Consider the following 24,499-nt stretch of genomic DNA (forward strand, 5'->3'; position numbering starts at 1 on the left):
TCCGATGGTTATCCCTTAACGCCGCTGAAGGCGATTCCTTGCACGAAATACTTCTGCAGGAACAGGAAAAGCACCAGGATCGGCGCAATGGCTACTAACGCGCCTGCCATCATAGGTCCGAAATCGGTTTGATAGTTATACGAAAACGCGCGCAATCCCATCTGGATCGTCGCTTTCGCCGGATCGTTCAAAACGATCATCGGCCATAGGAAGCTATTCCAACCCGCCTGGAACGTGAAAATGCCGAGCGTCGCAAGCGCGGGTTGAGTAAGCGGCAAATAGATCCGCCAAAAGATGCGAAACTCCCGGCAGCCCTCGATGCGAGCCATTTCCAGCATATCCGACGGCAACGTCAAAAAGAATTGGCGCATGAAAAAGACGGCAAATGAACCTGAAGCACCCGGAATAATAACGCCCCAGAAAGAATTGATAAATCCGTTGCCGCCGCTGCCGAAAATATCGTTGCCTCCCACGAGAGGGAAATTTTTCAATACATAAAAACTTGGAATCATCGTGACGACGCCCGGAATCATCATCGCTGCAAGCAAAATCATAAACAATGGCTTATTCAACTTGAAACGCAGCTTGGCAAACGCATAGCCGCTTAAGGAACCGAAAAAAAGATTCGCGACGACGCCCGCCACGGCAAGCACGAGAGAATTCCAAAAAAACAACCCGAAAGGAACCGTGGTAAACGCGGCAATATAGTGCTCCCATGTCAAGGTAGAAGGAATCCATTTAATGGGAAGAGAAAATATCTCTTCGCTAGGTTTGACGGAAGTCAGCAAGCTCCATAAGAAAGGAAGAAACATCGCCGCTCCAACGGCAATACTTACGGCATAGAAAAGGACCGTTATCGCGATTTTATTCATTTGTATCTTACCCATTGTCGCCCCTCCCCTACAAAATCGATTCGTTCGCTTTATTGATGCGGGTATTGATCAGCGAAAAGATCAGAATCACGACGGCTAGAACAAAGGCCTGTGCCGACGCGTATCCCATTTGAAGTTGATTGAAGCCCTGTTGGTAAATTAAATATACGGGCGTTTTGGTCACATTGCCCGGACCGCCTTGCGTCAGCACAAACGCCTGATCGAACAACTGCAGCGCTCCAATGATCGCCATCGTTGAAACGAGGAAAGTCGTAGGACGCAATTGCGGCCATGTGATGTAGCGAAAACGGTCGAACGCGGACGCTCCGTCCAGTTTGGCCGATTCGTACAAATAATCCGGTATGCCTTGCAGCCCGGCGATATAGATGATCATATTGGAGCCTATGGATTGCCATAACGTTACCATAATAATCGAAAGCATCGCCGTTTCCGTCTGCGCCAGCCAGGCCGGACCGGCAATCCCAACATAAGAGAGCAGGCCGTTGACCAAACCGAATTCGGGATGCAGCAGCCAGATCCACACGGTCGAGGCAGCCACAGCCGATGTCAATGTCGGCAAGTAATTCATGGTACGAAACAAGCGGATGCCCGGCCGTTTGAAATTCATCAACATGGCGATCAACAGCGAGCAAATGATATTCAAAGGTATGAAAATGACGGCGTACAGCGTTACATTCAAGAACGTTTGCCAATATAAAGAGTCCTCCAGCAATCGGCGATAGTTGTCCGTTCCGACCCATTCTTTATGGCTGAGCACATCGTAATTCGTAAAACTTAGATAAAGCGCCATGATCACAGGTACGACAGTGAATGCCAGAAACAGCAGCATGGTCGGCGTAATAAACAAATAAGCCGTTCTCGCTTGATGACGATGCAATTTGCCCATGGAAGCCATATAACTCCTCCTTTGGAAATGCAAAGGGAGGCGCTCCTCCCTTCGCTTATTTCACGTTCTTATTATCGTTCAACAGTTGATCTCCGCGTTGCTGCGATTTATTCAACGTCTCCGCAAGGCTTTGCTTGCCTTGCTGGAACAACTGCAAATTCGGTATAAGCCCGTCGTCTTCCATGACGGAGTAGCCGGGATGCTGCGGACGCACCTTGGCAAATTCGAGCGTGTCAAGGATCGGTTTCCAGAACGGATCGTCCTGAAAGAAGGGATCCTCCAGCGCCGGCTTGTAGCCGGGAATGTTCATGCTTGTCTTCGCCCAGAGCAATGTGTTGTCTTTATTGGCCGTCCACCACTTCACGAATTCCCAGGCCTCCTCTTTATGCTTTGCGCCTTCGGGAATAACCAGTCCGAAACCGCCCATCACGCTGCCTTTGTCCCCGTTTGGTCCGGTAACCGGAGGCATGATTCCGAAATCAAGATCCTTGCCGTATTTTTTATAAGTGGAGATCATCCACGGGCCGCTGTACAGCATCGCGAGCTTTCCGGTCGCAAACGCATCCGTTCCTTCGCCAAGACCGGTTTCATAACCGATTTTGTAAACTTTATCCGTATTCAGCAAACGATCCCAAAACTCAAGCACGGCTTTTCCCTGTTCGTTGTTAAAATTCGTTTTCGTGCCGTCTTCGTTCAACATCTGTCCGCCGGCTTGCTGCAAATACATATTGAACAAACCGTTATCGGCAAGAGAGAATCCGGCAACTTCCAATTTATTTCCGTTCCACTTCGTCGTCTTGATTGCCGCTTGTTCCAACTCGTCCCACGTCGTAGGCGGCTCTACGCCGGCTTCGCTTAATATTTTTTTGTTATAAAACAGCGCCCGGGCATCCACCGTCAGCGGCAATCCGTAAATGTTGTCTTCATAGGTTAATTCTTTCAGAGCTTCGCTATAGAAATCGTCTTGACTGAGCCCGTCCCGCTCCATATATTCGTTGATCGGATGCAGCACATTCTTCGGAGCGTAAAGCGAGGTGCGCCATCTGTCCCAAAATAAAACATCCGGAGATCCGCCGGAAGTGGTCGCCGTCAAAAACTTGGTAATCATGTCTTGCTGCAGCACATATTTCACGCGTATTTTGTCTTGCGATTCGTTGAAAGCGTCGACCATCGTTTCAAACTGCTTTTGGCCTTCGCCCCCCCAGTCCCCCCAAAATGTAAGCTCGACCGGTTTGCCGGATTCGCCCGACTTGCCCCCGGGTTGGTTGCCCGCACCGCTGCAGCCTGCAGCCGCGAGACTCAGCAGCACCGTAATCAACAACATCGCCATTTTGTTTTTCATGAAATCTGCCTCCCTCTTTTTCATATTTTTGCTAATGTTTCCATTATCGCTTGACATGTATATCGCAATAATCCATCAGCAGCTCGCTAAACATCATATTCGCCCATGAGAACCAGGGACGGGTATATCGATGCGGATCGTCCGCGTCGAACCCTTCATGCATCATTCCGGTGCCGGCATCCGTATCGGCCATCAAACGCAGCATCCGAAGCTTCTCTTCTTTCGTGCCGGCCGTTAAACCTTGAATCGCCAGCGCGATATGCCAAATATAGCGATCGGGCGTATGCGGGCTTCCGATCCCTTCGCCGGCGGCGCCTTGGAAGAAATAAGGATTGTTGCCGCTAAGGACGAACTTGCGCGTGTTTTGATAGATCGGATTGCTCTGGTCGCAATATCCCAAGTACGGAATCGAGAGCAAGCTAGGAACGTTCGCGTCGTCCATGAAATGATGGTTTCCAAGCCCGTCCGTCTCGTAAGCGTATATCTCGCCGTATTCGGAATGGCTGCAGACGGCGAAACGCCGAATCCCCTCGTTTATTTCCCGGCGCAAATGCGCGGCTTCCACCGCCAGGGCGGAATCGTCCAGCACCTCTTGGGCAATTTGTTCGAGATAACCGAGCGTGACGACGGCAAACATGTTGGCTGGAATGAGATATCCGTACTTGCAAGCGTCGTCGCTCGGGCGGAATCCCGACCAGGTCATGCCCGTATAGGCCGTTTCCGCGCCTCTGCCTTCTCTCTGCAACGTATCTGTAACAGGGCAATCCGAGCGCTCGAACGTATAGCCCGATTCGGTTTCATGCCGCTGTTCCGTTCGCCATACGCGCAGAATCGTCTTCATCGCCTCTTTGAACGTTTCATCGAAATGCGCCGCGCGTCCGGTATTCTTCCACAACAAGTAGCTAAGCTGGATCGGATAGCACAGGGAGTCGATTTCATACTTGCGCTCCCATAACCATGGATTCATCTCGGTCCGGTCGTTCTGATGCCCTTGGCCGGACGGTTCCGCGTTAAAGGCATTCGCGTAAGGATCCAGAACGATGTACTTCATTTGTCTTCGCACCAATCCTTCAATCATATCCGCGAGCTCTTCGTCGTCTTGCGCGGGCACGAGAAACGGCCGAACTTGCGCAACCGAATCCCTTAACCACATGGCCGGAATATCGCCCGTAATGACAAATGTCGTTCCGTCGTCCATGCGAAAGATCGTGTTCTGAAGCGTATTTGCAAATCCGTTGCGGGCGATGGCCAGCAGTTGAGGGTTATCGTCCAGTTTGCTCGCCATGCGATCCAAAAGCTTTTGTACTGAATCTGGAATGTGTTGGGAATTCATTGTCTTCTCTCCTAATCATCATGTTGAATGACACGTTTTAACCGCTTACAGCCCCGATTATAATAATTATATCATTATAATGTCAATATATTATTTAAAACTTGATAACTAGTTGATATAATAATCGATAGGAAGTAAGACACGGCATGAAGATTTGCGCATGAAAACAAGTTGCGCCCAATAAAGATTGCGCTTACAATTGTGTCACTTATTACTGGAGGGGTTGTCCATGAATCGATCGTGGTTTTACAAGCTGCTTTTTTCGTATTTGCCGGTTTTCTTTATCGTCATTTCATTTTTAATCGCCGTATTCTTTTTCTCGATGGGAGAAGTAACCCGAATGGCCGCGGAAACGGTCAACCGTGGCTCTTCGAACCATATGCTGGAACTGATCGATCATTCCTTGCAGTCGATCGAACATATGATGATTAAAGAATTGGGGACACAGGACGGCATTCAACGATTTTACAACAAGACGTTATGGGACGATCCGTATAAAAGCATGGCCCTGCCCTCGAAAGAATTATGGAATATCGTAACCCAGTATCCGATGATTCAATCCGTCTATTTGGTGAGATGGGAGGACCGCGCCATTCTGACTGACAGCGCGACCTTGTCCTGGGAACAATTCGAAGACCGCCCGTTCGTCGAGTCGTACTTGAAGTCGCGGCAAGGCTTCAAATGGACAGGGCTGCGCTCGTATCGCGAGTTCGCAAACCAATATCGTTCGGACGTGATCACATTGGTCAAGCCTTATCCGGTGCCCGCCGGAGACGAAGGGATTATGGTCGTCAATGTAAGCGCGAAATGGGTGACAGAGCTTGTGGACAAAATGTACGATACGGATTTTATTAGCGCCGCGGTGGAGGACCGGAACGGAAACGGGCTGATCGCATCCGCATCCGACAAGCCGGTCTTTGAAGACACGGTTACGGAAGTGCAATCGGAATATTCCGGCTTGATCATCAAAAGCAAGCTCGCGGGCGGGGCATTTTACCAATTCGCCACGCGCGCGATCGCCGTCCTGCTCTTTAGCGGGTTCATCGCGATCGTCGCCGCCGTTTTCTATATCACCTATATATCAAAGCGGAACTATCGGCCGATCCGCTCCTTGATGACGCGATTGGACGGGTATGCGCGCTTGAAAGCGGAACAGCTGTTGAAGAGCGGAGGCAAAGACGAGTTTGCGTATATCGAAAACGCGTTGGATAAGATCATTGAGCAGGCGGGCGATCTAATGAGCCAGCAAGAGGAGCATCTGCAAGCCCGCAAGCGGCAATGGATTCAAGACACGCTGGAAGGCGATTTCGACGCCGCCGGCAAATGTACGCCGGGAAATTCGGAACCGTTCGGCTGGAACCCGGCGTATGACAAGGCGTCCGCCATCGTCATCGAAATCGATCGGTTTCCCGACTTTTGCGAGAACTATACGAAGAGAGACCAATCGTTGTTGAAGTTTCTGATTGGCAACGTCGTCGCGGAAATGGCCCAGCAGCATGAGATCGGCATTTTCGGAGAATGGCTGTTTCCCCAGAAATGGTGCGCCTTCGTACAACTGAAAGACGATCATGCGACGGAGGATGTCGTTGTATTTGCGCTGCAAATCGTCGCGTGGATTCGGGACAATCTCGATTTCAATGTAACGATCGGGCTGGGAGACCTCGTCCTCGGCGCCGGTAACATCAGCGCCTCCTATGAGCAAGCGCTGCATGTGCTGCAATATAAAATGACGCTGGGCAATAACCGGGTAATCGGCTATTGGGAAGTGTCCGAGGCGAAAAAGCAGGGACCTCTGAAAATGGGGGCCGATATGATGGGATTGGTCCAATCGTACAAGTTAGGGGAAGCGGATTGGGAGGAGCATTACGACCGGTTTATTCGAGAGCTGCAAACGGAAGTATGGCCGAGGGACGAACTGGTTCATCAAATTCATTTTTTAATTTATCAGTTGTCCAGAGAGTTCCTGGAACGGAACGCCGATTATCAGGAACTATGGCATGAACATACCGTTCCGCGCATCAACCGGCTCATGAAGCAGTTCGATACGTTCGACGAAATGAGCGAAGGATTGCGCACCGTTCTTCTTGACGCCCACCGGCGGCTAGCGGGACTGCGGGAGGAGCGGACCTATTCCTCGACGATGAAAAACGTGAGGCAATATATTTACGACAATTACAGCAATCCCGATCTGTCGTTAAATCATTTGAGCGCCGCGTTCGATTTGAAACCGAAGTATGTCAGCCATCTGTTCAAGGAAGAATTCGGCGAGAAATTCGTCGACTATTTAATGAACGTGAGAATGGAGAAAGCCAAGGAATTGCTCGCCTCGACGAGCTTATCCGTTCAGGAGATCGCCGTTCAGGTCGGATATACGCATTCGTTTTCCTTTATTCGCGTCTTTAAGAAAACGTTCGGAATCACCCCGGGAGACTATCGGAAACAACTCGCTTGAGGAATATCGTGGAACGGGCGAAAATCGTGCATCCCGGCGCTGGAAGCCGCGCCGGGCTTGGTTATTTTCCCCCTTCCGAATATTGTGTACCGCTCCGAATGATGCGGATTGACCCTGGAAGACGGCGGAGACTAGAATATGTTGCAGATGCGATCGCAATCTTCAAACAGAAAGGGGTGATCCGCTTGGACGCGGCAGAGGGATCCGCAGCAGGCCGTACGGCTAAGCTTCGTAATTGGAAGATAGACCGTAACCGGCTCGGCCGAAATATTCCATATTTCATTTTGTTTAGTCCGGTCATCGTTTTTTTCCTGCTTTTTAAATATTTGCCGATGGGCGGACTCATCATCGCTTTTAAAGACTACAACTTCGTAGACGGCGTATTCGGCAGTCCGTGGGTCGGCTTCGGGCAATTCGAAACGCTGTTCAGCAATCCTCAGACGCTCAGGATCATTCGCAACACATTCGTTCTAAGCGTTATGAATCTGCTGATCGGATTTCCGTTTCCGATTATTCTGGCTATTCTGTTGAACGAAGTTCGCAAGTCCTGGTTTAAGCGTTCGGTTCAAACGCTCGTCTACTTGCCCCATTTCCTGTCCTGGGTTATCGTATCCGGCATGGTCGTTACGATTTTCGCAACGGAAGGCGTCATCAACGGCATTCTGGGCCACTGGCTCGGCGAACCGTTCTCGTTCTTGTATCGGGAAGGCTCGTGGCTGGCTATTTTCGTCGGATCGGGAATATGGAAGGGCGCAGGTTGGGGTGCGATCATTTATTTGGCAGCGCTCACATCGATCGATCCGAGCCTGTACGAGTCGGCCGGCATGGACGGAGCCGGCAAATGGCGGCAAATTATTCATATTACGCTTCCCGGCATCGCGCCAACGATCGTCATTATGTTTATTTTATCCGTGGGCAGCGTCATGGAAGTCGGCTTCGATCAAGTATTTACCTTGCAAAATTCAGCCGTCTTCAACGTATCCGAAGTCATCAGTACTTACACCTACAAGATCGGCTTAAAAAACTTGCAGTTCAGCCTGACCGCCGCCATGGGGTTATTCGAATCGCTCATCGGACTGATCCTGGTGCTGTTGACGAACGGGGTCGCCCGCAGGTTCGGGCAAGGCTTATGGTAGAGGAGGCCGAGGCATTATGAAATCTACAACCGGCGAAAAGATATTTTATGCATGCAACTACTTGCTCTTGACCCTTATCGGTCTTAGCTGCCTGTTGCCGATCGTACACATATTGGCGCTGTCCTTCAGCGACGCTCATTCCGTCGCATCGGGCAAAGTCGTGTTCTGGCCCGTATCGTGGACATTTGAATCCTATGCTTCCTTGCTCAAAGGAACGAATATCGTCAACGCCTTTAAAAACAACGTAGTCCTCACCGTCGTGGGTACGGTATCCAGTATGGCTTGCACGATTCTGGCCGCCTATCCCCTCTCGCGGCGGGATATGTACGGGCGCAGGGCGTTTACGTTGGCGATCGTGTTCACGATGCTGTTCTCCGGCGGAATCATCCCTAATTACTTGGTCATTAAATCGTTAGGGCTATTGAACTCGTACGGGGCCATCTGGCTGCCGGGCTTGGTGAGCGTCTTCAATATGCTTGTTTTGAAAACGTATTTCGAAGGCTTGCCTTCGGAAATGGAAGAGGCGGCCCGTATCGACGGTTGCAGCGAATGGAGACTGATTCTGCAAATCGTGCTTCCGTTGTCGAAGCCGGTCATCGCCGCCTTGACTTTGTTCTATGCGGTCGGCTTCTGGAACCAGTTCATGAACGTGCTCATTTATATGGACGATACGACCAGATACAATTTAACGGTGATGGTACAGCAAATGATTCAAAGCCAATCGATTTTGCAGGATATGAACAACATGCAGCCTGAGGACGCGGCCAAGCTGACGCCGGAAACGATTAAATCCGCGGGCGTGATCGTCATGCTCGTTCCGATGCTCGTCGTGTATCCGTTCCTGCAGAAATATTTTGTGAAAGGCGTTATGATTGGCGCGATTAAAGGATAAATTCGACTATGCGAAGAGGGGTTGTCCAATGAGAAAAAGAATGTTACTGAAAACAAGCTTCCTGTCGTTGCTCGCGGCGATGCTTCTGGTCGCCGGCTGTTCCGGCAACGGCGCGACGAATACAACGAAGACGGAAAGCCAAGGGGAACAAGGACAAGCCGAAGCGCGCGGCAGCATTTCCTTATCCGTTTATGACCGGAGCATGGTTCCGGCGGAAGAAGGAACGATCGAAAGTAACCGCTGGACGCGTTGGCTGAACGACAACGGGCCGGCCGATTTAAAATTTACCGCGATCCCCCGTTGGGAGTTCAAGGAAAAGTTCAACGTATTGTTCGCTTCGGGTTCCGCGCCGGACTTAATCTTTGAATACGCGACCGGATACCGCAACGAACTGATCAATCAGAAACAATTGATGCCGCTGGGCGACTTGATCGAACAGCATAGTACGGAATATAAGGCATTGCTCGAAAAATACCCGCTCCTGCAAAAGGTCGCCGCCCGCGACGACGGCAACATTTACGAATTCGGCCGCATTAACGGGTTGGCTACGAACCAAGTGCTTTACGTCCGCAAAGACTGGTTGGATAAGCTTAACCTTCCGGTGCCCAAGACGGTGGAAGAGTTCTACAACGTAGCGGAAGCGTTTGTGAAGCAGGATCCGGACGGAAACGGGCAAAAAGATACGTTCGCGATCGGAGTAACCGGCGTCGGCGCGCAAGTCATCGACAGCATGTTCCAGGATGTCGGCTATAAAGTGCAGGACGGCACGATGGTGCGCACTTGGGACAACAGCATCGCAAAGAGCAACTTTATAAAAAAATTGTACGATAACGGCTTAATCGATAAAGACTTCCTGACGGACAAAAACGGGGAAAAAGCAAAACAAGATTTCATCAACGGCAAGATGGGCTTCTACGGCGCCAACGGCGGGGCGATGTCGGAAGGATATATGATCTTCAGTGCCTTGAAGAAAAATGTGCCCGATGCGAAAGTCATGGCGATCCCTCTTCCCGCGAGCGAATTCGGCCAGTTCAGCCCCAGCATCCAAAATCCGGTGCAGGCGACGGCGGCGATCAACTCCAATGCGAAAGATCCGGTTGCCGTCATGAAATATGTCGATTTCCTTGTACGGGAATCCACGATGAAAACGATGATGTTCGGCGTGGAAGGCGAGCATTATGCGGTAGACGACAGCGGCTGCCCGAAACCGATCGATCAGGAGAAGAACAAAAAAGAGCTCGACTGGAATATCGATTTCCGGATGCTGGCCTCCCCTGCTTTCTTCGGCGAATGCGGCAAATATCAGAATCAGTTGGATCCGTCCAACCCGATCGATCAGGAGTTTCTGGAGATCATTCAGCAAGCGGAAGAAGCGTACTTGACTCCGGAGCGTCCGATCGCGGATTATACGCATGGCGAATATAAGCCGTCGTTGCCGAAAGATTTGGAGCTGATCGTAACGAACACCGGCGAGCAAATGGTTAGTTATTACCAGCAGGCGCTGGTCGGCGGAGGCAAATATACGGTGGAGCAAGCGGCTCAGGATGCGCGGGCGTTCTGGGAAAAGGCGGGCGGCAAGAAAGTCGACGACTGGATGGCCGAATGGTATAAGACCCATGCCGATACCGCGATCTTAACCGACGACTTGTACGATATTACTATCGAATAATACCGCAACGGAGGGCAACGAAACGATGGCGAATCCTATATTCGGCCGCTTGCTGCCCGCCCCGGTAGGGGGCGGGTATCGCGAGGAAGATTATTATATTTGGTGCGGTTCTTGCATTCGCGGCGAGGACGGCAGATATCATCTGTTCGCTTCGCGCTGGAGGAAAGAGCTCGGATTCGGGGTGAACTGGCTGTTCAATTGCGAAATCGTTAGAGCGGCCAGTTCCACGCCGGAAGGGCCTTATCAATTTGAGGAAGTCGTGCTGGGACGAAGAGAACGAAGCATGTTCGACGGAATGAATCAGCATAATCCTCAGATCCAGTACTGGAACGGCACTTATTATCTCTATTATATGGGTACGACGTACGGCGGCCCGATCCCGGGACCGGGGGATCCGATCTCCTCGGAGCGCGGAACGGAAGTATGGAACAACAAACGAATCGGACTGGCGACATCCCAATCCGTATTCGGCCCATGGACGCGAATGGACCGTCCGTTGCTAGAACCCCGCCCAGGGAAGTGGGACTGTACGGTGACGACCAATCCCGCTGTGGCCATTCTGCAGGACGGAACGACCTATATGATCTATAAGTCGCGGGAGTACGCCGGCGCGACGCTGCAATTGGGCGTTGCCGTCGCCGATCGCCCTTCGGGGCCGTTCCGCCGGTTATCGGACGAACCGATTTTCCGTTTCGCCGATGCCGATTTGCATGTAGAGGATCCTTTTCTGTGGCATGACGGCAACTTGTTTCACCTGCTGATCAAAGACGATTACAAGAACGATTCGAACGGCTTGACGGGAGAATGGGGAGCCGGCGTATATGCGACGAGCGCCGACTGCCTGGAGTGGACGATCCATCCCGATCCGAAAGCCTATTCGCGAACCGTCGTTTGGGACGACGGCACCGTCAAAGAAATGTGCAATCTCGAACGCCCGTTTCTCTTGTTTCAGGACGGCGTGCCGACGCATCTATTCGCCGCGACCGGCATCGGGGAACGGGCATGGCATTTCACGCATACATGGAATATGGTCATTCCGCTGTCCCAACCATAGTTACAAGAGGCCCTTTCCTGACAAGGGCCTCTTTCCCGTTTTATTGCCTATTGCAGCGGTTCGCGAAAGGCTGCGTCGTCGTGTGACCAGGCGGACTCAGCTTCCGGTAAATTCGCTAAATGAGCGTTTTTTCGGTGATTGTCGGACATACGTTCCGCTAATTGACTCGGAATAGGCACAAACAACATGAATTGTCACAGATAACGGAACCTCGGTCCTCGAACATGCCGAAAAGCGCGCATTTTTGCCAAATAAGGGATCCTGTGTCCGCGTTGCGACATTAACGCTGCAAAGTCCTTTTCAGAGTGATTGTTCATCGGCTCTATAGATTGCTAAAAATCTAATGGTTGTGAGCGACGCTATTTGGGTAAAAATGGGGGGTGAAGCGCACTGACAACCGTTAGCGTAGCAATCTTCCAAACAGGTCGCTCGTTCGAGGCTAACCCGTTGGTCAAGCACCGGTTTCCAGGTTAAGCCGGGAGTTCTTCTGCTAATCTCTTGCTATTTGCAAGTCGATGTTTTATATTGACATAATAGCAGGTCAAAAATAAAAGAGGTGAACGGACGAGATGACTCCACGCACGAAGGAACAAAACGAAGAGATCCGGCTGCGGCGTCTGGCGCAAATCCGGAAAGCCGCTGCCGATGTGTTTTTGAATAAAGGGCCTTTACTGGAAATCCGCGATGTGGCCGCGCAGGCGGGACTCGGTTATGGCACGGTATACCATTATTACAGCAATAAGGGCGATTTGCTCTACGATCTGCTATGGGACGCGTTGGAGCGGGCCGGGGGATGGCTGGAGGCCCCGCTGGAGGTCCCGCGCGCTTCGGCTTCGGGGGAGGCGCCGGCGGGCGGGCATTTCGGCTTGGCTGCTGCGGCGGACACCGGGAACTCGGCTGCCGCGGATTCCCGAGGCGAAAGCCGCGAAACGGCCGCTGCCGCAGAGCTTGGCCCCATCGCCGTCGCCGGCGTCCGGCTGCTGCAGCTTTGGGCGGAGGACCACGCCCTGTACCTGCTGCATAAGCTGGCCGGTGAGGACTTTGCCGCGCTGCCTGAAGCGCGTTCGGCCCCGCTCTCGGCCGCCTTTCGCCGCGAGGTGCTCGCGCCGCTTGCCGCGCTGCTGGAAACCGGGCGTGCGGCGGACGATGCTGCCGCTTCCAGCGGAAACGCGGCGGAGCCGCCGGACCGGCTACAGCGCGCGGAAATGCTGCTTGCCGCCTTGGTCGGCTGTGCCTCGCTTTCGCTTCGCCGCGGAAAGCTCCGCGAGGAGGCCATGGATATTGTACGGTTTTTAAAATTATAGAGCTGATAAGGAGCGAATAAACATAGATGATCATTTTAAAATCACCCAGGGAAATTGAAGAGATGAAGCCGGCGAGCCAAATCGTTGCGGACTGCTACCGCGAGGTGGCCAGACTGATCGAGCCTGGGATCACCACCCGGGAAATCAATGACTTTGTTGCCAGACACATCACCAAGCTGGGCGGCAAGCAGTTTACGAAAGGGTACAACGGTTTCCCCGCCGAAACCTGCACTTCGGTCAACGATGTGGTGGCCCACGGCATTCCTTCGAACCGGGCGCTTATGGACGGCGACTTGCTGAAGCTCGACATCGTCGTGGAATATGACGGATGGTTCGGCGATTCGTGCTGGTGCTATGCGGTGGGCAATATCCGGCCGGAGGCGCAAAAAATAATGAAGGTGGCCAAGGAATGCTTGGATCTGGGGATCGCCCGGGCGCTCCCCGGGGGCCGGCTCGGCGACATCACGTCGGCGATTCAACAGCATGCGGAAGCGAACGGGTTCTCGGTCGTACGCGATCTGCTGGCGCACGGGATTGGGCGGAGCCTGCACGAGGAGCCGAACTACGAGCATGTCGGCGTAGCCGGCAAAGGCATTCGGTTAAAGGAAGGCATGGTGTTTACGATTGAACCGATGATCAACGAAGGTACGTTCCGTATCACGATCGATGACGATCAGTGGACGGCGAGAACGGCCGACGGCAAGTTGTCGGCGCAATATGAGCATACGATCGCAATCACGGCGGACGGACCGCTGATTCTAACTGCCCAGTAAGAATAGGGGCGAACGGACGGGAATGCGTCATTTGAGGAAGTAAGTTGGCCTGCTTGGCCTGACGATAGTTCGTAATCCGAAACGACGAAAAAGCGCTGAGTCCAGCCTGGGACCAGGGAAGCTTTTTTTACATGGTTTGCAAATTTACCGATTTACGAAAAACCGCATTGTTATGGCGGCAGGATGTTCCCCGGGAACGGGGGGCAGATCATCGGCCGTATTACCGATCGCTTGAATGCCTGGTTTCTCGTCGTACGACAAATAAACGTCACACCTCCGTCATGTTGCAGCGCGTTTCACCGGACCTGTCGATCCCCCGACGACAAGAGTCGCATCGAGCAGCACCTTTTCCGGTATGGCCGTGCCGTCTCGTAACGAAAGGACATGCTGAAAGGCGAGTCTCCCCATCTCCAATTGATTTTGCTTCAAATGCGTCAATTCGTACTTCCCGTTCGTTTCGGGACAATCGAAACAAATGATCGAGATGTCTTCCGGAATGCTGAGCCCTAGTTGTTTGACCGCTTCCACAGCCAATCTCGCGATATTGTATTCCGTCGCGAAAAACGCCGTAATATCCGGATGTTTGCGCAAGTGTTCCTTGATTTTCTCGATGTCTTTCGCTCTGTTCTCCGCCGTATGCGCCGAGGGGAGCGTCGAGGTGATATCCTCCATCCATAACTGGCGGTCGACGGCTATTCCTTGTTCGGCATGGGCTTGTATAAATCCTTCGATCCGTTCTTCAATCGCGGTCGTATCGGCGGGCGGCGGCGTCAGAAACCCGATGCGTTCATGCCCGAGTTCGAATAAATATTTGGTGCCGATGCTGGCTCCGGCCACATTATTCGTCGAGATGGAACCGGCGGATATTCCTTTCAAGTGGCGGTCGATTAGCACAAAAGGGAACTTGTCGATCACCAGCTTCAATATTTCGGCATTGAAATATTCCCCTTGAGCCGGGAAAATGATTAATCCGTTGACGCCTAACTCAAGCATCCCTTTCACCGCCTCTTCCTCTAACGAAGGAATGCCTAACGTACGCCGAATGACCAAATAACTGTCGCTCGCGCGGGACATTTCCTCCATGCCGTAGATCAAGTCGGTTCCGTAGCTCTCCGCGAAATCGGTAATAATAAGTCCGATTAACGACTTGTCCGAAGCGCTTCGCGGTTTCCGGTTCCCGCTCGGGCTTGCGCCGGCCGAATGGATTCTGGAATACGGCGCTTCCGCCACAAACGATCCCCTCCCGGGTTTGCGCACGATATAGCCTTCGCTTGCCAACAGCTCCAACGCTTTCTTGCTCGTAATCCTGCTCACATTGTATTGTTCGCCCAATTCCTTCTCGGAAGGCACCCGCTGCCCCGCTTCGTATTGATTGGATGTGATTTTGTCGCGGAGTTCTGCGAATATTTTCTCGTACATCGGTTTGGACGCATAATCGTTAGCCATTCATATCCTCCTAAGCAACATGGTTATGCATCGAACATTCTAATATAACAATATATCATGTTATATACCAATTGTGAAGAAAGTCGTTTCGCGAACTTAAAAATAACGATTGAAAAATTAAAATCGGCGTAGTAAAATAACTCTATTCGCGTTCCAGAACTAAAATAACAATTTGGTCAATTAGTCATAAGAGGAGGGATAACGTGAAAAGTCTACGTTTTTTCGGATCGGAATTTAGGACGATGCTCCGGTCCAAGGATGTCATCATTCCCGTTCTCGGCCTCCTGGTCATTCCGCTGCTGTACAGCGGCATTTATTTGATTGCGAACTGGGACCCGTACAGCAATGTGAAACATATGCCTGTAGCCGTCGTCAACGAAGACAATCCGGTTCTATATGAAGGCCGGGAAATTGCGATAGGACGCGAGCTCATTCAGAAGCTGGAGAACAACGACGCGGTCGATTTCCACTTCGTCACCCGGGAAGAGGCGGAGCGCGGGTTGAGCGAGCATCGCTATTATTTGATGATTCTGATTCCCGAACAGATGTCTCGGCATGCGACGACAATTTTAGACCCGAACCCCGAACCGCTGAATTTGATATACAAAGAAAACAGCAGTTTTAATTTTTTGTCCGGACAAATTTCGGATAAGGTGGTCGCAAACATTAAAGCGGAAATGTCGCAAAAAGTGACGGAAACGTATGTCGAGCAAATGTTCAACGCCATTCAGGCCGTTGCCGAAGGTTTGGGACTGGCAAGCGACGGAGCGGGCCAAATCGAGAGCGGCCTCGCTGAACTCGGAAACGGCATCGAGATGTTCCGCGACGAACTGAACAAGCAAGTCGACGATAAAACATCTGAGGCCGGCTCGCTGGTCGAAAAGCTATTAGAAGAAAACCGCGCCAAAGTGGACGAGAAAGTCCATAAAGAAATTAACGATGCGATCGACAAAAACAAACCGGCGCTGCTGGATGAAATCCACGGGGAAATCGACAAGCAATCGGAACAATACATGAATATCGCGCATAACACGGTGCATCGGCGTATCGACGAAATGTTCGAGGAATATTCCGGTCCGGCCAAGGAAAAGCTGCATGAGCAAATCGACAAGCAATCGGCCGTTTACGGCGAACAAATTCGCGCCAACATGCATCAAGAGATCGATCAAGCTTACGCGGACAATGTCGATAAGATCATGAAAGCGATCGACGGGCAAATCGACAAAACGCTCGACAGCATGGAGCCGGTCGCCCGCGCGAAGATGCATGACACAATCGACCGCGAGTACGCCAAAATCGACCGCTCGATTCGCGACGAAATCCATCGGAATATTGACGAGAAAGTCGACCAATTGTTTGCCGATGCAGTGCAAAAAGGGAAGGAACGGCTGCAGCAAATCCAAACCGATTTCGATCAACTGGAGGAGAAGATGAAGCCCCTTCAAGACAATATGCCTCCCGATTTGCAGAAACAATGGGAGGATATGAAGCGGAAATTGGAGGAAGTCCGAACCAAAGTAGAACAAAGCCTGCAACCCGACCAATTGGAGCAATTAAAGGGCAAATTGAAGCAGGATTTGAAGCGGCTGGCGGACAAAGAATTGGATAAAGTCGGTTCCGCGCTCGTCGCCAAGCTTCACGAAACGGCGGATGCCAAATTCGACGAATTGTATCCGAACGTTCGCTCGCTCGCACACCGGCTCGCCCAGTCCAAAGCGAACGAACTGGCGCCGTCGTTGCTAGCCAAGGCGCATTCGTTCGCCGATGAGATTTACGATCGGAAATCGAAGGAGTTAACGCGCAAGCTGCACCAACTGGTGGACGACAAATGGAACGAATACGAGCCGAAAGTGGCAAACGGCGTTCATCGGAAGGCGGACGAAGAACTCGACCGTCTCGCCCCGGAAGTGGTAGCGAAGCTTCATGAAGCCGCCGACCGGAAGGTGAACGATTTGGAGCCGAAAGCCCGGATGCTGCTTCACAACGCGGCCGATACCAAGCTGAACGAAGCCGGCAGCCTGATCCAACAGCTCATGCATGACAAAATGCGCAGCATGATCGACCAGATCGATCAGGCGAAGAACAGCATCAACGACGGGTTCGGCCAACTGCTGGACGGCCAAGAGAAATTGCTGGACGGAGGGGGCAAGCTGCGCGAGAAGCTGGAAGAAGGAGCGGAGAAAGCGACCCAGCATCCGACCGATAAAACGTATCAAATGATCTCTTCCCCGGTGGACAGCGATAAGATCGAGAACAACGACGTGACAACATATGGCGTCGGCATGGCGCCCTACTTCCTGTCGCTCGGATTTTTCGTCGGCGCGCTTATGTTCTCTATGGTGTTCCCGCTGCGGGAGACGAACGGACGGGCGCCTTCGGGCTTCGCATGGTTTCTCAGCAAATTCGGCGTGATGGCGATCGAAGGCTTATTGCAAGTCTGTCTCGCGGGGCTCGTGATTTTGAATTTGATCGGATTGCCCGTGAAGAACGTACCGATGTTTTTCGTCACTTGTTTGGTTACAAGCTTAACGTTCTTTGCGCTGGTTCAATTTTTCATTACGGCGTTCGGCAACGTGGGACGATTTATTATCATTTTGCTGCTCGTATTCCAGTTGTCCTCGTCGGCAGGCACGTTTCCGATCGAGCTGGCGCCGGAATTTTTCCAAGCGCTTCACCCTTGGCTGCCGATGACCTATACGATCCGCGCCTTCCGCGGCGTCATCTCGCTCGGAGACATGAACTATGTCTGGTCGAATATCGGCATCTTATCCGTCTATCTGATCCTGTCGCTTGCGGCCAGCTGCGCGTACTTTACGCTTCGCCACCGCAGCATGGCAAGAGCCGACAAATCCGGTTCTTCCCCCGCGCTGTCAAATTAGAAGACGGCTGTCATCCCGTGCCACGGCTTGCCCGTGGGACGGGATCTTCTTTTTTGCTGGAACCCTCACGCCCTTTTTCCCGTATTATCATGTAACATTACAGACGAGGAGATGAAACGATGGAAGTAATTAACGGAGGAGGGAAGCCCTCCGCCTCCAAGCTCCCGCCTATCCCAAAGGGTGTCGCAAAGAAAATTGCAATTGCCATAGCCATCGTGGCCGTTCTGGCGTTGGGTTCCACGATGTTCTACACGGTTCAAGAGCAAGAGAGAGCCGCCGTGCTCACATTCGGGAAGTTTACCAGCGAGGAAAGATCCGGCCTGCATGTCAAATTCCCCTATCCGATTCAAGAGGTCATTAAAGTGCCCGCAGAGGTCACGCAACGAATCCATATCGGCTATACGGAAAACGCCGGCGGCGGCGCGACCCCCAATTTAGAGGAAGCGCTCATGATTACCGGCGATGAGAACATCGTCTCCGCCGACGCCGTCGTCCAATGGAAGATCGGCAGTGTGGAGAAATATCTCTATAATATCGAAGATCCGGAACAATTCCTGCGCAATGCCACCAGCGCGGCGATCCGCTCCGTTATCGGTTCGAACAAACTCGATTATGCCATTACGGACGGGAAAACGGTCATTCAGGCCCAGGTAAAAGAGAAGCTTGTGGAATTGAACGAACTGTATCAAACCGGCATTTTTATTCAGGATTTTATTTTCCAGGACATCGAACCGCCGGAAGGCGAAGTGCAGCAAGCTTTCAAAGAAGTGACGAACGCGCGCGAGGAGAAGAACACCAAGATCAACAACGCGAGAAAATATGAAAACGACATTATCCCGAAAGCCCGCGGCGAAGCGCAAGCGATTCTCGAAAACGCCGAAGCCGTGAAGAAAACGAGAATATTGAACGCGCAAGGGGATGTCGCGAAGTTTAACGCGATTTACAACGAATTCGCCAAAAACCCGAACGTAACGGAAACGCGACTCATTTTGGAAACTCTTGAAAAAATATTGCCGAAAGCGAAAATTTTCATTACGGACGGATCGGGCGATACGGTGAAATACTTGCCGCTCAATGAACTGATGAAGAACAGTTCAGGAGCGTCCGGTTCGAAGGGGGATTCGAATCAATGAAAAGATGGGTTCTAACCGTATTTGGCCTCATTGTAGTTATTATATTAGCTTCTTCCAGCTTATTTATAGTCAGGGAAGGCGAATATAAAGTCGTCATCAAATTCGGAGAATTCGTCCGGGTCCACAAAAATCCCGGGCTGAACGTGAAGATTCCGTTCATCGAATCGGTGACCTCATTGCCGAAATATCAGAAGGTTTACAACAGCAGCCCTACGTCGATTTTAACCAAAGACAAAAAACCGATCATCGTGGACAATTACACGATATGGCGGATTAACAATCCGGAAAATTTCCTGCGGACGCTGCGAACGGTTCCTTACGGGGAGGGCCGGATCGAGGAAACCGTCTATAACGTCGTGAGGAGAAAATTGTCGGAAATCGAATACGGCAGCATTATTAGCGAAAATACGAGCCGCGGCAATCTGAACGACGATATTACGAACGAAATCATCGACACGATAGAGCGAAACAACTACGGCATCGAAATCGTCGATGTCCGCATTAAGCGAACCGATCTGCCCGAAGAAAACAAGCAAAGCGTATATAACCGGATGATTACGGACCGGCAGTCCATCGCCGCCAGCTATTTGTCGGAAGGGGACGAAGAATCCCGTAAAATTATGTCCAAAGCGGACCGCCAGGCGCAAGAGCTGAAAGCGCAAGCGGAAGCCGACGCCAAAAAAATCATCGCCGAAGGGGAACAAGAAGCGGCGGCCACCTATAACCAGGCGTACGGCAAAGATCCGCAATTTTACAAGCTGTACCGCACGCTGGACAGCTATGTGACCTCCTTCCAAGGGGAACCGGTCATTATGCTGCCGATCGATTCTCCGTATGCGAAAATTTTGCTGGGCAAATAGATAGGACGAATTGCACCGGCACACTTCTTGCCGGCGCTGCCCTATCCGCGAATGGATTTCGCGGGTAGGGCCTTTTTTGCGGGTACGAACGGGCCAATGAGCCCACTTGTCGGGCTGCGGACAGGCTCGGCCGTGTCTATCCTGCACAAAATACAACATTACAGGTATAGTTTGCCCGTTTTCGTCGCCTATGCTGTAGAAAATACAACATTCTCGCACCAAATAGGCGGGTTTGGCGGGTTGTCCTGCCAAAATGCTGCATATTTTGCAACATAGCCGCTTAAGCAGCTGCCTTATCCAAAGCTAAATTGCACTTTATACAACTTGCACAGGCATATTCCCCGCCTTATGCCAAAAGACCCTGTCCCATTGGCCTACGCCAAGAGTACAGGGTCTTTCCGTCTTTACTTCACAAAACCGAGCAGCATCTCGCGAATGATCTTCGCCGCGACGATTTGCGTTTGTTCCGTCGGATCGTACGCGGGCGCGACTTCAACGAGATCGCAGCCGACGACGTTCGCGTTCGAACGCGCGATGGCGTGAACCGCTTGGAGCAATTCCTTCGACGTAATGCCGCCCGCTTCCGCCGTACCTGTGCCCGGAGCGCAGGACGGATCGAGCACGTCGATGTCGATCGTCACGTATACCGGACGGCCTGCGAGCTCCGGCAATACTTTGCGCAGCGGTTCGACCACTTCGAACGGATAGAAGTTGATGTTCTCGCGCGCATACGCCCATTCTTCCCGCGAACCGGAGCGGATGCCGAATTGGTACACGTTCTTGCCGCCGATCAATTCCGCCGCTTTGCGCAGCGGCGTCGAATGCGAGAGCGGCTCGCCCTCGTATTGCTCCCGCAAATCCGCATGCGCGTCGAGATGGACGATCGCCAAGTCGGGATATTTGGCATACATCTCGCGGAAGATCGGCCACGATACGAGATGCTCTCCGCCGAGCCCGATCGGGAACTTATCGTCCGCGAGCAAGCCGCGCACGTACTCGCCGATGATGTCGAGGCTGCGCGCCGCATTGCCGAACGGCAGCAGCAAATCGCCGGCATCGAAATATGTCATGTCGAGAATGCTTTTATCCAAATAGGGGCTGTATTCTTCCAAACCGATCGATACTTCGCGAATCCGCGCCGGACCGAAACGGGAACCCGGACGGAAGCTGACGGTGAAATCCATCGGCATGCCGTAAATGACCGCTTTCGAAGCGGCATAGTCGTCGGAACTGCAAATGAACACATTGCCGGAATAAGCTTGATCTAATCGCACGAATTTGTATCCTCCTTATGTCGATCCTATTTGCACAAGTCTTCCACGAACTTCGGCAGCACGAATGCCGCTTTGTGCAAGCGCGGAGAATAGTATTTCGTGTCCAGTTCCGGAATTTGCGTTTCGTCGACTTGGAGCGGATCGTATGTTTTGCTGCCCATCGTGAATGTCCACAGACCGCTCGGGTATGTCGGCACATTCGCGCCGTACACGCGTACGATCGGGAAAATCTCCTTCACGTCGCGGTTCACTTTTTGGATCAAATCCGCTTTGAACCACGGGTTGTCGGTTTGCGCCACGAAGATGCCGTCGTCTTTCAACGCTTCGAAGATGCCTTGATAGAAGCCGCGCTCGAACAGCGGCGCCGCCGGGCCGACCGGTTCGGTCGAATCGACCATGACCACGTCGTACTTGTTCTTGGATTCGTGGATATGCATAAATCCGTCGCCGACAATAACCTCAACGCGCGGGTTATCCAATTCGCCGGCAATTTCCGGCAAATATTTCTTGGAATATTCGATCACTTTGCCGTCGATATCGACCAGCACCGCTTTTTCTACTTTCGGATGCTTCATAATTTCGCGGATAACGCCGCCGTCTCCGCCGCCGACCACAAGCACATGCTTCGGATTCGGATGCGTGAAGAGCGCAGGATGCGCCACCATTTCATGATATACGAACTCGTCTTTAATCGTCGTCATGACCATTCCGTCGAGCAGCAGCATGCGGCCGAACTCCTCGGTCTCCACCATGGCCAAATCTTGAAAATCGGTTTTTTCATTGACAAAAGTTTGTTTAATTTTCATCGTAATGCCGAAATTTTCCGTTTGTTTTTCCGTAAACCACAATTCCATCGTTATCGCCTTCTTTCCATGTATGACAATGCATTTGATCACTCTCATTATTGTACCAAACAAATGTATTATGATGAAAACTCGCCGAAATTGCAATACGAATTTGCGAAGTATCCGTCGATTGGAAAAATAAATTTATTTTGCCCGGGTGAATATCGGCTTCCATCGTTTTCCATACTAGAAGCTATAGGGATTCCGCAGCGAAAGGAGCTTGCGAATGGCTTGGCAATCGGCGAAAAACTCAACTACATATTCGTCCGGAAACAAAGTCCGCCGCTTCCGTATCTGGAAACGGCTTGCGATATTGACGATGGTATGCTGCTTGATCGTCATATGCGGGCTCGTTTCGCTGCTTTTGTATTTGCGCTCCCAAGCGCTGCCGGCATTCTCATCGGGACGAGTCTCGCAAATTGTCGATATCGGCGGCAACGTCATCGATACATTGCAGACGTCCACGGGCGGCAAGCGCCAGCCTGTCAAGCTTGGCGACGTTTCGCCCGACTTGATCCACGCCACCTTGTCCATCGAAGACCGAAGTTTCTACAAACATATCGGTTTCGATTTTAGAGGAATGGCGCGGGCTACGCTCGTCAATCTGCAGCGCATGGATAAAGTTCAGGGGGCGAGCACGCTGACGCAGCAGTTGGCGCGCAACTTGTTCCTGTCGCATGAACGGACTTGGTCGCGCAAGATGAAAGAGGCCGCTTATACGGTCCAGCTTGAAATGAATTATACGAAAGATGAAATATTGGAAATGTACTTGAACCAAATCTATTACGGGCACGGAGCTTACGGCATCGAAGCCGCGTCCCGCTTCTTTTTCGGCAAACATGCCAAAGAATTGACGCTCGCGGAAAGCGCGATGTTGGCCGGCATCCCGAAGGGTCCCAAGTATTACTCCCCTCATAACGATATGAAGAACGCCAAGGATCGGCAAAAGACGATTTTGCAGGCGATGGTCGATTGCGGGTATATTACCAGAGAGCAGGCGGACGAAGCGTATGGGCAAATTTTGTCGTTCCAACCGCTGCAGCAAAAGTCGAATACGGTCACGGCGCCGTATTTCCGCGATTACGTGAAAAATGTCGCCGTCGATACGCTCGGAATTGAGGAAAGATTGCTGGAACAGGGCGGATTGACGATTTATACGACGCTCGATCTGCACGCCCAACAAGCAGCCGAGGAAGCGGTCGCCAAATATTTGCCGCAAAATTCGGAGCTGCAGGCGGCGCTCGTTTCCGTCGATCCGCGCAGCGGCTATATTAAGGCGATGGTCGGAGGCAAAGATTATAAGCAAAATCAGTTTAACCGCGCTTTGGCCACAACGCGCCAGCCCGGCTCTTCCTTCAAGCCGATTATGTATTTGGCTGCGCTGCAATCGGGCGAAATGACGAGCGTAACGCATTTCAAGAGCGAGCCGACCATCTTCCATTACGACAATAACCGCAAAACGTACCAACCGAGCAATCATGGCGGCAAATACTACGGCGAGATCGACATGCGCCAGGCGATCGCCGCATCCGACAATATATACGCGGTCAACACGATGATGAAGATCGGCCCTGACAAAGTAATTGATATGGCGCGCAGCATGGGGATTGAAAGCCCGCTCCAACCGCTGCCTTCGCTTGCGCTAGGCACCTTCCCCGTCAGCCCGCTCGAAATGGCGTCCGCCTTCGGGGTGATCAGCAACCAGGGCGTCCGGGTGGCGGCGACCGCGATCTTGAAAATCGTCGACGCGGACGGCAAAGTGTTGTACGAAGCGCCGCAACCGCGGCAGGAACGGGTGATCGATCCGGCGTATACGTATGTGCTTACCAATTTGATGGAAAGCGTCTTTGAAGCCGGCGGAACGGGCAATCGCGTATCGTCGCTCATGAAGCGTCCGGTCGCCGGCAAGACCGGTACGACCGATACCGACGCCTGGCTGGTCGGATTTACGCCGGAGTTGTCGACCGCCGTCTGGCTCGGATACGACAAGGACAAAACGATCGCCGCCGCGGAAGCGCATCAGGCGGCCCCGATATTTGCCGAATTTACAGAGCGTGCGCTGGAAAACGTGCCGCCGAAAATATTCCCGATTCCCGAAGGCGTCGTCACCGTATATATCGATCCCGAGACGGGGAAGCTGGCAACCGCAGCCTGTCCCGGCAAACGAATGGAGTCGTTCGTGGAAGGCACGGAACCGACGGAATATTGCGCGGCCCATCAAGGGACGGAACCCGAGGAAATCAAGCCTACGGAGACGGAGGTGCATCGTTCGTGGTGGAAAGATTTGAAGCGGTGGTGGAACGGATAAGACGGGGCTTCGGGACTGTC

The 24,499-nt window shown here is 52.2% G+C and carries 18 protein-coding genes; 11 read left to right on the forward strand and 7 right to left on the reverse strand.

The genetic code is table 11. The features are described 5' to 3' along the window. Positions 1-8 precede the first annotated feature (8 nt). Genes KQI79_RS20990 through KQI79_RS21005 form a run of 4 tightly spaced genes read right to left on the reverse strand, consistent with a single transcriptional unit; the run spans position 9 to position 4,454 of the window. Positions 9-887, reverse strand: coding sequence for a carbohydrate ABC transporter permease (locus KQI79_RS20990; protein WP_216540263.1), 879 nt, complete (start codon positions 885-887; stop codon positions 9-11). Between the two features lie 13 nt (positions 888-900). Further along, the gene (locus KQI79_RS20995) at positions 901-1,788 is read right to left on the reverse strand and encodes a carbohydrate ABC transporter permease (protein WP_216540264.1); all 888 of its coding nucleotides are present in this window, start codon (positions 1,786-1,788) and stop codon (positions 901-903) included. 46 nt (positions 1,789-1,834) lie between these two features. Beyond that, positions 1,835-3,121 carry an ABC transporter substrate-binding protein gene (locus KQI79_RS21000; protein WP_216540265.1) on the reverse strand — a complete coding sequence of 429 codons (1,287 nt, stop codon included), beginning with the start codon at positions 3,119-3,121 and terminating at the stop codon, positions 1,835-1,837. Between the two features lie 43 nt (positions 3,122-3,164). Beyond that, a complete protein-coding gene (locus KQI79_RS21005; protein WP_216540266.1) occupies positions 3,165-4,454 on the reverse strand; it encodes a glycoside hydrolase family 125 protein in 1,290 nt (429 codons plus the stop codon). Positions 4,455-4,683: 229 nt separating this feature from the next. Here KQI79_RS21005 and KQI79_RS21010 point away from each other — a divergent pair, with 229 nt between their 5' ends. From KQI79_RS21010 to map, 7 genes are all read left to right on the forward strand, one after another. Continuing rightward, entirely contained in the window at positions 4,684-6,906 is a 2,223-nt protein-coding gene (locus KQI79_RS21010; RefSeq protein ID WP_216540267.1) for a helix-turn-helix domain-containing protein, read from the forward strand. Positions 6,907-7,148: 242 nt separating this feature from the next. Continuing rightward, the gene (locus tag KQI79_RS21015) at positions 7,149-8,042 is read left to right on the forward strand and encodes an ABC transporter permease (RefSeq protein ID WP_230193130.1); all 894 of its coding nucleotides are present in this window, start codon (positions 7,149-7,151) and stop codon (positions 8,040-8,042) included. A 16-nt stretch (positions 8,043-8,058) separates the two neighbouring features. Next, positions 8,059-8,934: a carbohydrate ABC transporter permease gene (locus KQI79_RS21020; protein ID WP_216540268.1), complete on the forward strand. Its 876-nt coding sequence runs from the start codon at positions 8,059-8,061 to the stop codon at positions 8,932-8,934. A gap of 28 nt (positions 8,935-8,962) precedes the next feature. Further along, complete coding sequence (locus KQI79_RS21025) at positions 8,963-10,603, forward strand: extracellular solute-binding protein (RefSeq protein WP_216540269.1); 1,641 nt, start codon at positions 8,963-8,965, stop codon at positions 10,601-10,603. Between the two features lie 25 nt (positions 10,604-10,628). Next, positions 10,629-11,657 (forward strand): glycoside hydrolase family protein, encoded by a 1,029-nt coding sequence (locus tag KQI79_RS21030; RefSeq protein ID WP_216540270.1) that lies wholly within the window; start codon positions 10,629-10,631, stop codon positions 11,655-11,657. A 569-nt stretch (positions 11,658-12,226) separates the two neighbouring features. Next, on the forward strand, positions 12,227-12,961 hold the full coding sequence (locus KQI79_RS21035; protein WP_216540271.1) for a TetR/AcrR family transcriptional regulator: 735 nt from the start codon (positions 12,227-12,229) through the stop codon (positions 12,959-12,961). Positions 12,962-12,987: 26 nt separating this feature from the next. Beyond that, a complete protein-coding gene (map, locus tag KQI79_RS21040) occupies positions 12,988-13,734 on the forward strand; it encodes a type I methionyl aminopeptidase (protein WP_216540272.1) in 747 nt (248 codons plus the stop codon). A gap of 279 nt (positions 13,735-14,013) precedes the next feature. Here the strand turns inward: map and KQI79_RS21045 are convergent, their stop codons facing one another. Then, on the reverse strand, positions 14,014-15,180 hold the full coding sequence (locus tag KQI79_RS21045; RefSeq protein WP_216540273.1) for a GntR family transcriptional regulator: 1,167 nt from the start codon (positions 15,178-15,180) through the stop codon (positions 14,014-14,016). Positions 15,181-15,383: 203 nt separating this feature from the next. On the opposite strand from KQI79_RS21045, the gene KQI79_RS21050 reads away from it, so the two are divergent. The 3 genes from KQI79_RS21050 (at position 15,384) to hflC (ending at position 20,052) form a co-directional block, all read left to right on the forward strand. Continuing rightward, positions 15,384-18,059, forward strand: a complete 2,676-nt coding sequence (locus tag KQI79_RS21050) for a YhgE/Pip family protein (RefSeq protein WP_216540274.1) — start codon at positions 15,384-15,386, stop codon at positions 18,057-18,059. A 119-nt stretch (positions 18,060-18,178) separates the two neighbouring features. After that, positions 18,179-19,192, forward strand: a complete 1,014-nt coding sequence (gene hflK, locus KQI79_RS21055; RefSeq protein WP_216540275.1) for an FtsH protease activity modulator HflK — start codon at positions 18,179-18,181, stop codon at positions 19,190-19,192. Next, a complete protein-coding gene (hflC, locus tag KQI79_RS21060; protein ID WP_216540276.1) occupies positions 19,189-20,052 on the forward strand; it encodes a protease modulator HflC in 864 nt (287 codons plus the stop codon). Before hflK ends, hflC begins: the two co-directional genes overlap by 4 nt. Before the next feature lie 404 nt (positions 20,053-20,456). On the opposite strand, the gene speB is transcribed toward hflC, so the two are convergent. Beyond that, entirely contained in the window at positions 20,457-21,326 is an 870-nt protein-coding gene (gene speB / locus KQI79_RS21065; RefSeq protein ID WP_216540277.1) for an agmatinase, read from the reverse strand. A 26-nt stretch (positions 21,327-21,352) separates the two neighbouring features. Continuing rightward, positions 21,353-22,180, reverse strand: a complete 828-nt coding sequence (gene speE, locus KQI79_RS21070; RefSeq protein WP_216540278.1) for a polyamine aminopropyltransferase — start codon at positions 22,178-22,180, stop codon at positions 21,353-21,355. Between the two features lie 217 nt (positions 22,181-22,397). On the opposite strand from speE, the gene KQI79_RS21075 reads away from it, so the two are divergent. Further along, positions 22,398-24,479, forward strand: coding sequence for a transglycosylase domain-containing protein (locus KQI79_RS21075; RefSeq protein WP_230192879.1), 2,082 nt, complete (start codon positions 22,398-22,400; stop codon positions 24,477-24,479). Positions 24,480-24,499: the final 20 nt, after the last annotated feature.

Source organism: Paenibacillus sp. MSJ-34 (genome assembly GCF_018918005.1).
Taxonomy (GTDB): Bacteria; Bacillota; Bacilli; order Paenibacillales; family Paenibacillaceae; genus MSJ-34.

What these genes read in the sequence shown, in the direction of transcription:
- KQI79_RS20990 (WP_216540263.1), bottom strand. Translation starts at nt 887, where the DNA reads ATGGGTAAGATACAAATGAATAAAATCGCGATAACGGTCCTTTTCTAT.
- KQI79_RS20995 (WP_216540264.1), bottom strand. Translation starts at nt 1,788, where the DNA reads ATGGCTTCCATGGGCAAATTGCATCGTCATCAAGCGAGAACGGCTTAT.
- KQI79_RS21000 (WP_216540265.1), bottom strand. Translation starts at nt 3,121, where the DNA reads ATGAAAAACAAAATGGCGATGTTGTTGATTACGGTGCTGCTGAGTCTC.
- KQI79_RS21005 (WP_216540266.1), bottom strand. Translation starts at nt 4,454, where the DNA reads ATGAATTCCCAACACATTCCAGATTCAGTACAAAAGCTTTTGGATCGC.
- KQI79_RS21010 (WP_216540267.1), top strand. Translation starts at nt 4,684, where the DNA reads ATGAATCGATCGTGGTTTTACAAGCTGCTTTTTTCGTATTTGCCGGTT.
- KQI79_RS21020 (WP_216540268.1), top strand. Translation starts at nt 8,059, where the DNA reads ATGAAATCTACAACCGGCGAAAAGATATTTTATGCATGCAACTACTTG.
- KQI79_RS21025 (WP_216540269.1), top strand. Translation starts at nt 8,963, where the DNA reads ATGAGAAAAAGAATGTTACTGAAAACAAGCTTCCTGTCGTTGCTCGCG.
- KQI79_RS21030 (WP_216540270.1), top strand. Translation starts at nt 10,629, where the DNA reads ATGGCGAATCCTATATTCGGCCGCTTGCTGCCCGCCCCGGTAGGGGGC.
- KQI79_RS21035 (WP_216540271.1), top strand. Translation starts at nt 12,227, where the DNA reads ATGACTCCACGCACGAAGGAACAAAACGAAGAGATCCGGCTGCGGCGT.
- map (WP_216540272.1), top strand. Translation starts at nt 12,988, where the DNA reads ATGATCATTTTAAAATCACCCAGGGAAATTGAAGAGATGAAGCCGGCG.
- KQI79_RS21045 (WP_216540273.1), bottom strand. Translation starts at nt 15,180, where the DNA reads ATGGCTAACGATTATGCGTCCAAACCGATGTACGAGAAAATATTCGCA.
- hflK (WP_216540275.1), top strand. Translation starts at nt 18,179, where the DNA reads ATGGAAGTAATTAACGGAGGAGGGAAGCCCTCCGCCTCCAAGCTCCCG.
- hflC (WP_216540276.1), top strand. Translation starts at nt 19,189, where the DNA reads ATGAAAAGATGGGTTCTAACCGTATTTGGCCTCATTGTAGTTATTATA.
- speE (WP_216540278.1), bottom strand. Translation starts at nt 22,180, where the DNA reads ATGGAATTGTGGTTTACGGAAAAACAAACGGAAAATTTCGGCATTACG.
- KQI79_RS21075 (WP_230192879.1), top strand. Translation starts at nt 22,398, where the DNA reads ATGGCTTGGCAATCGGCGAAAAACTCAACTACATATTCGTCCGGAAAC.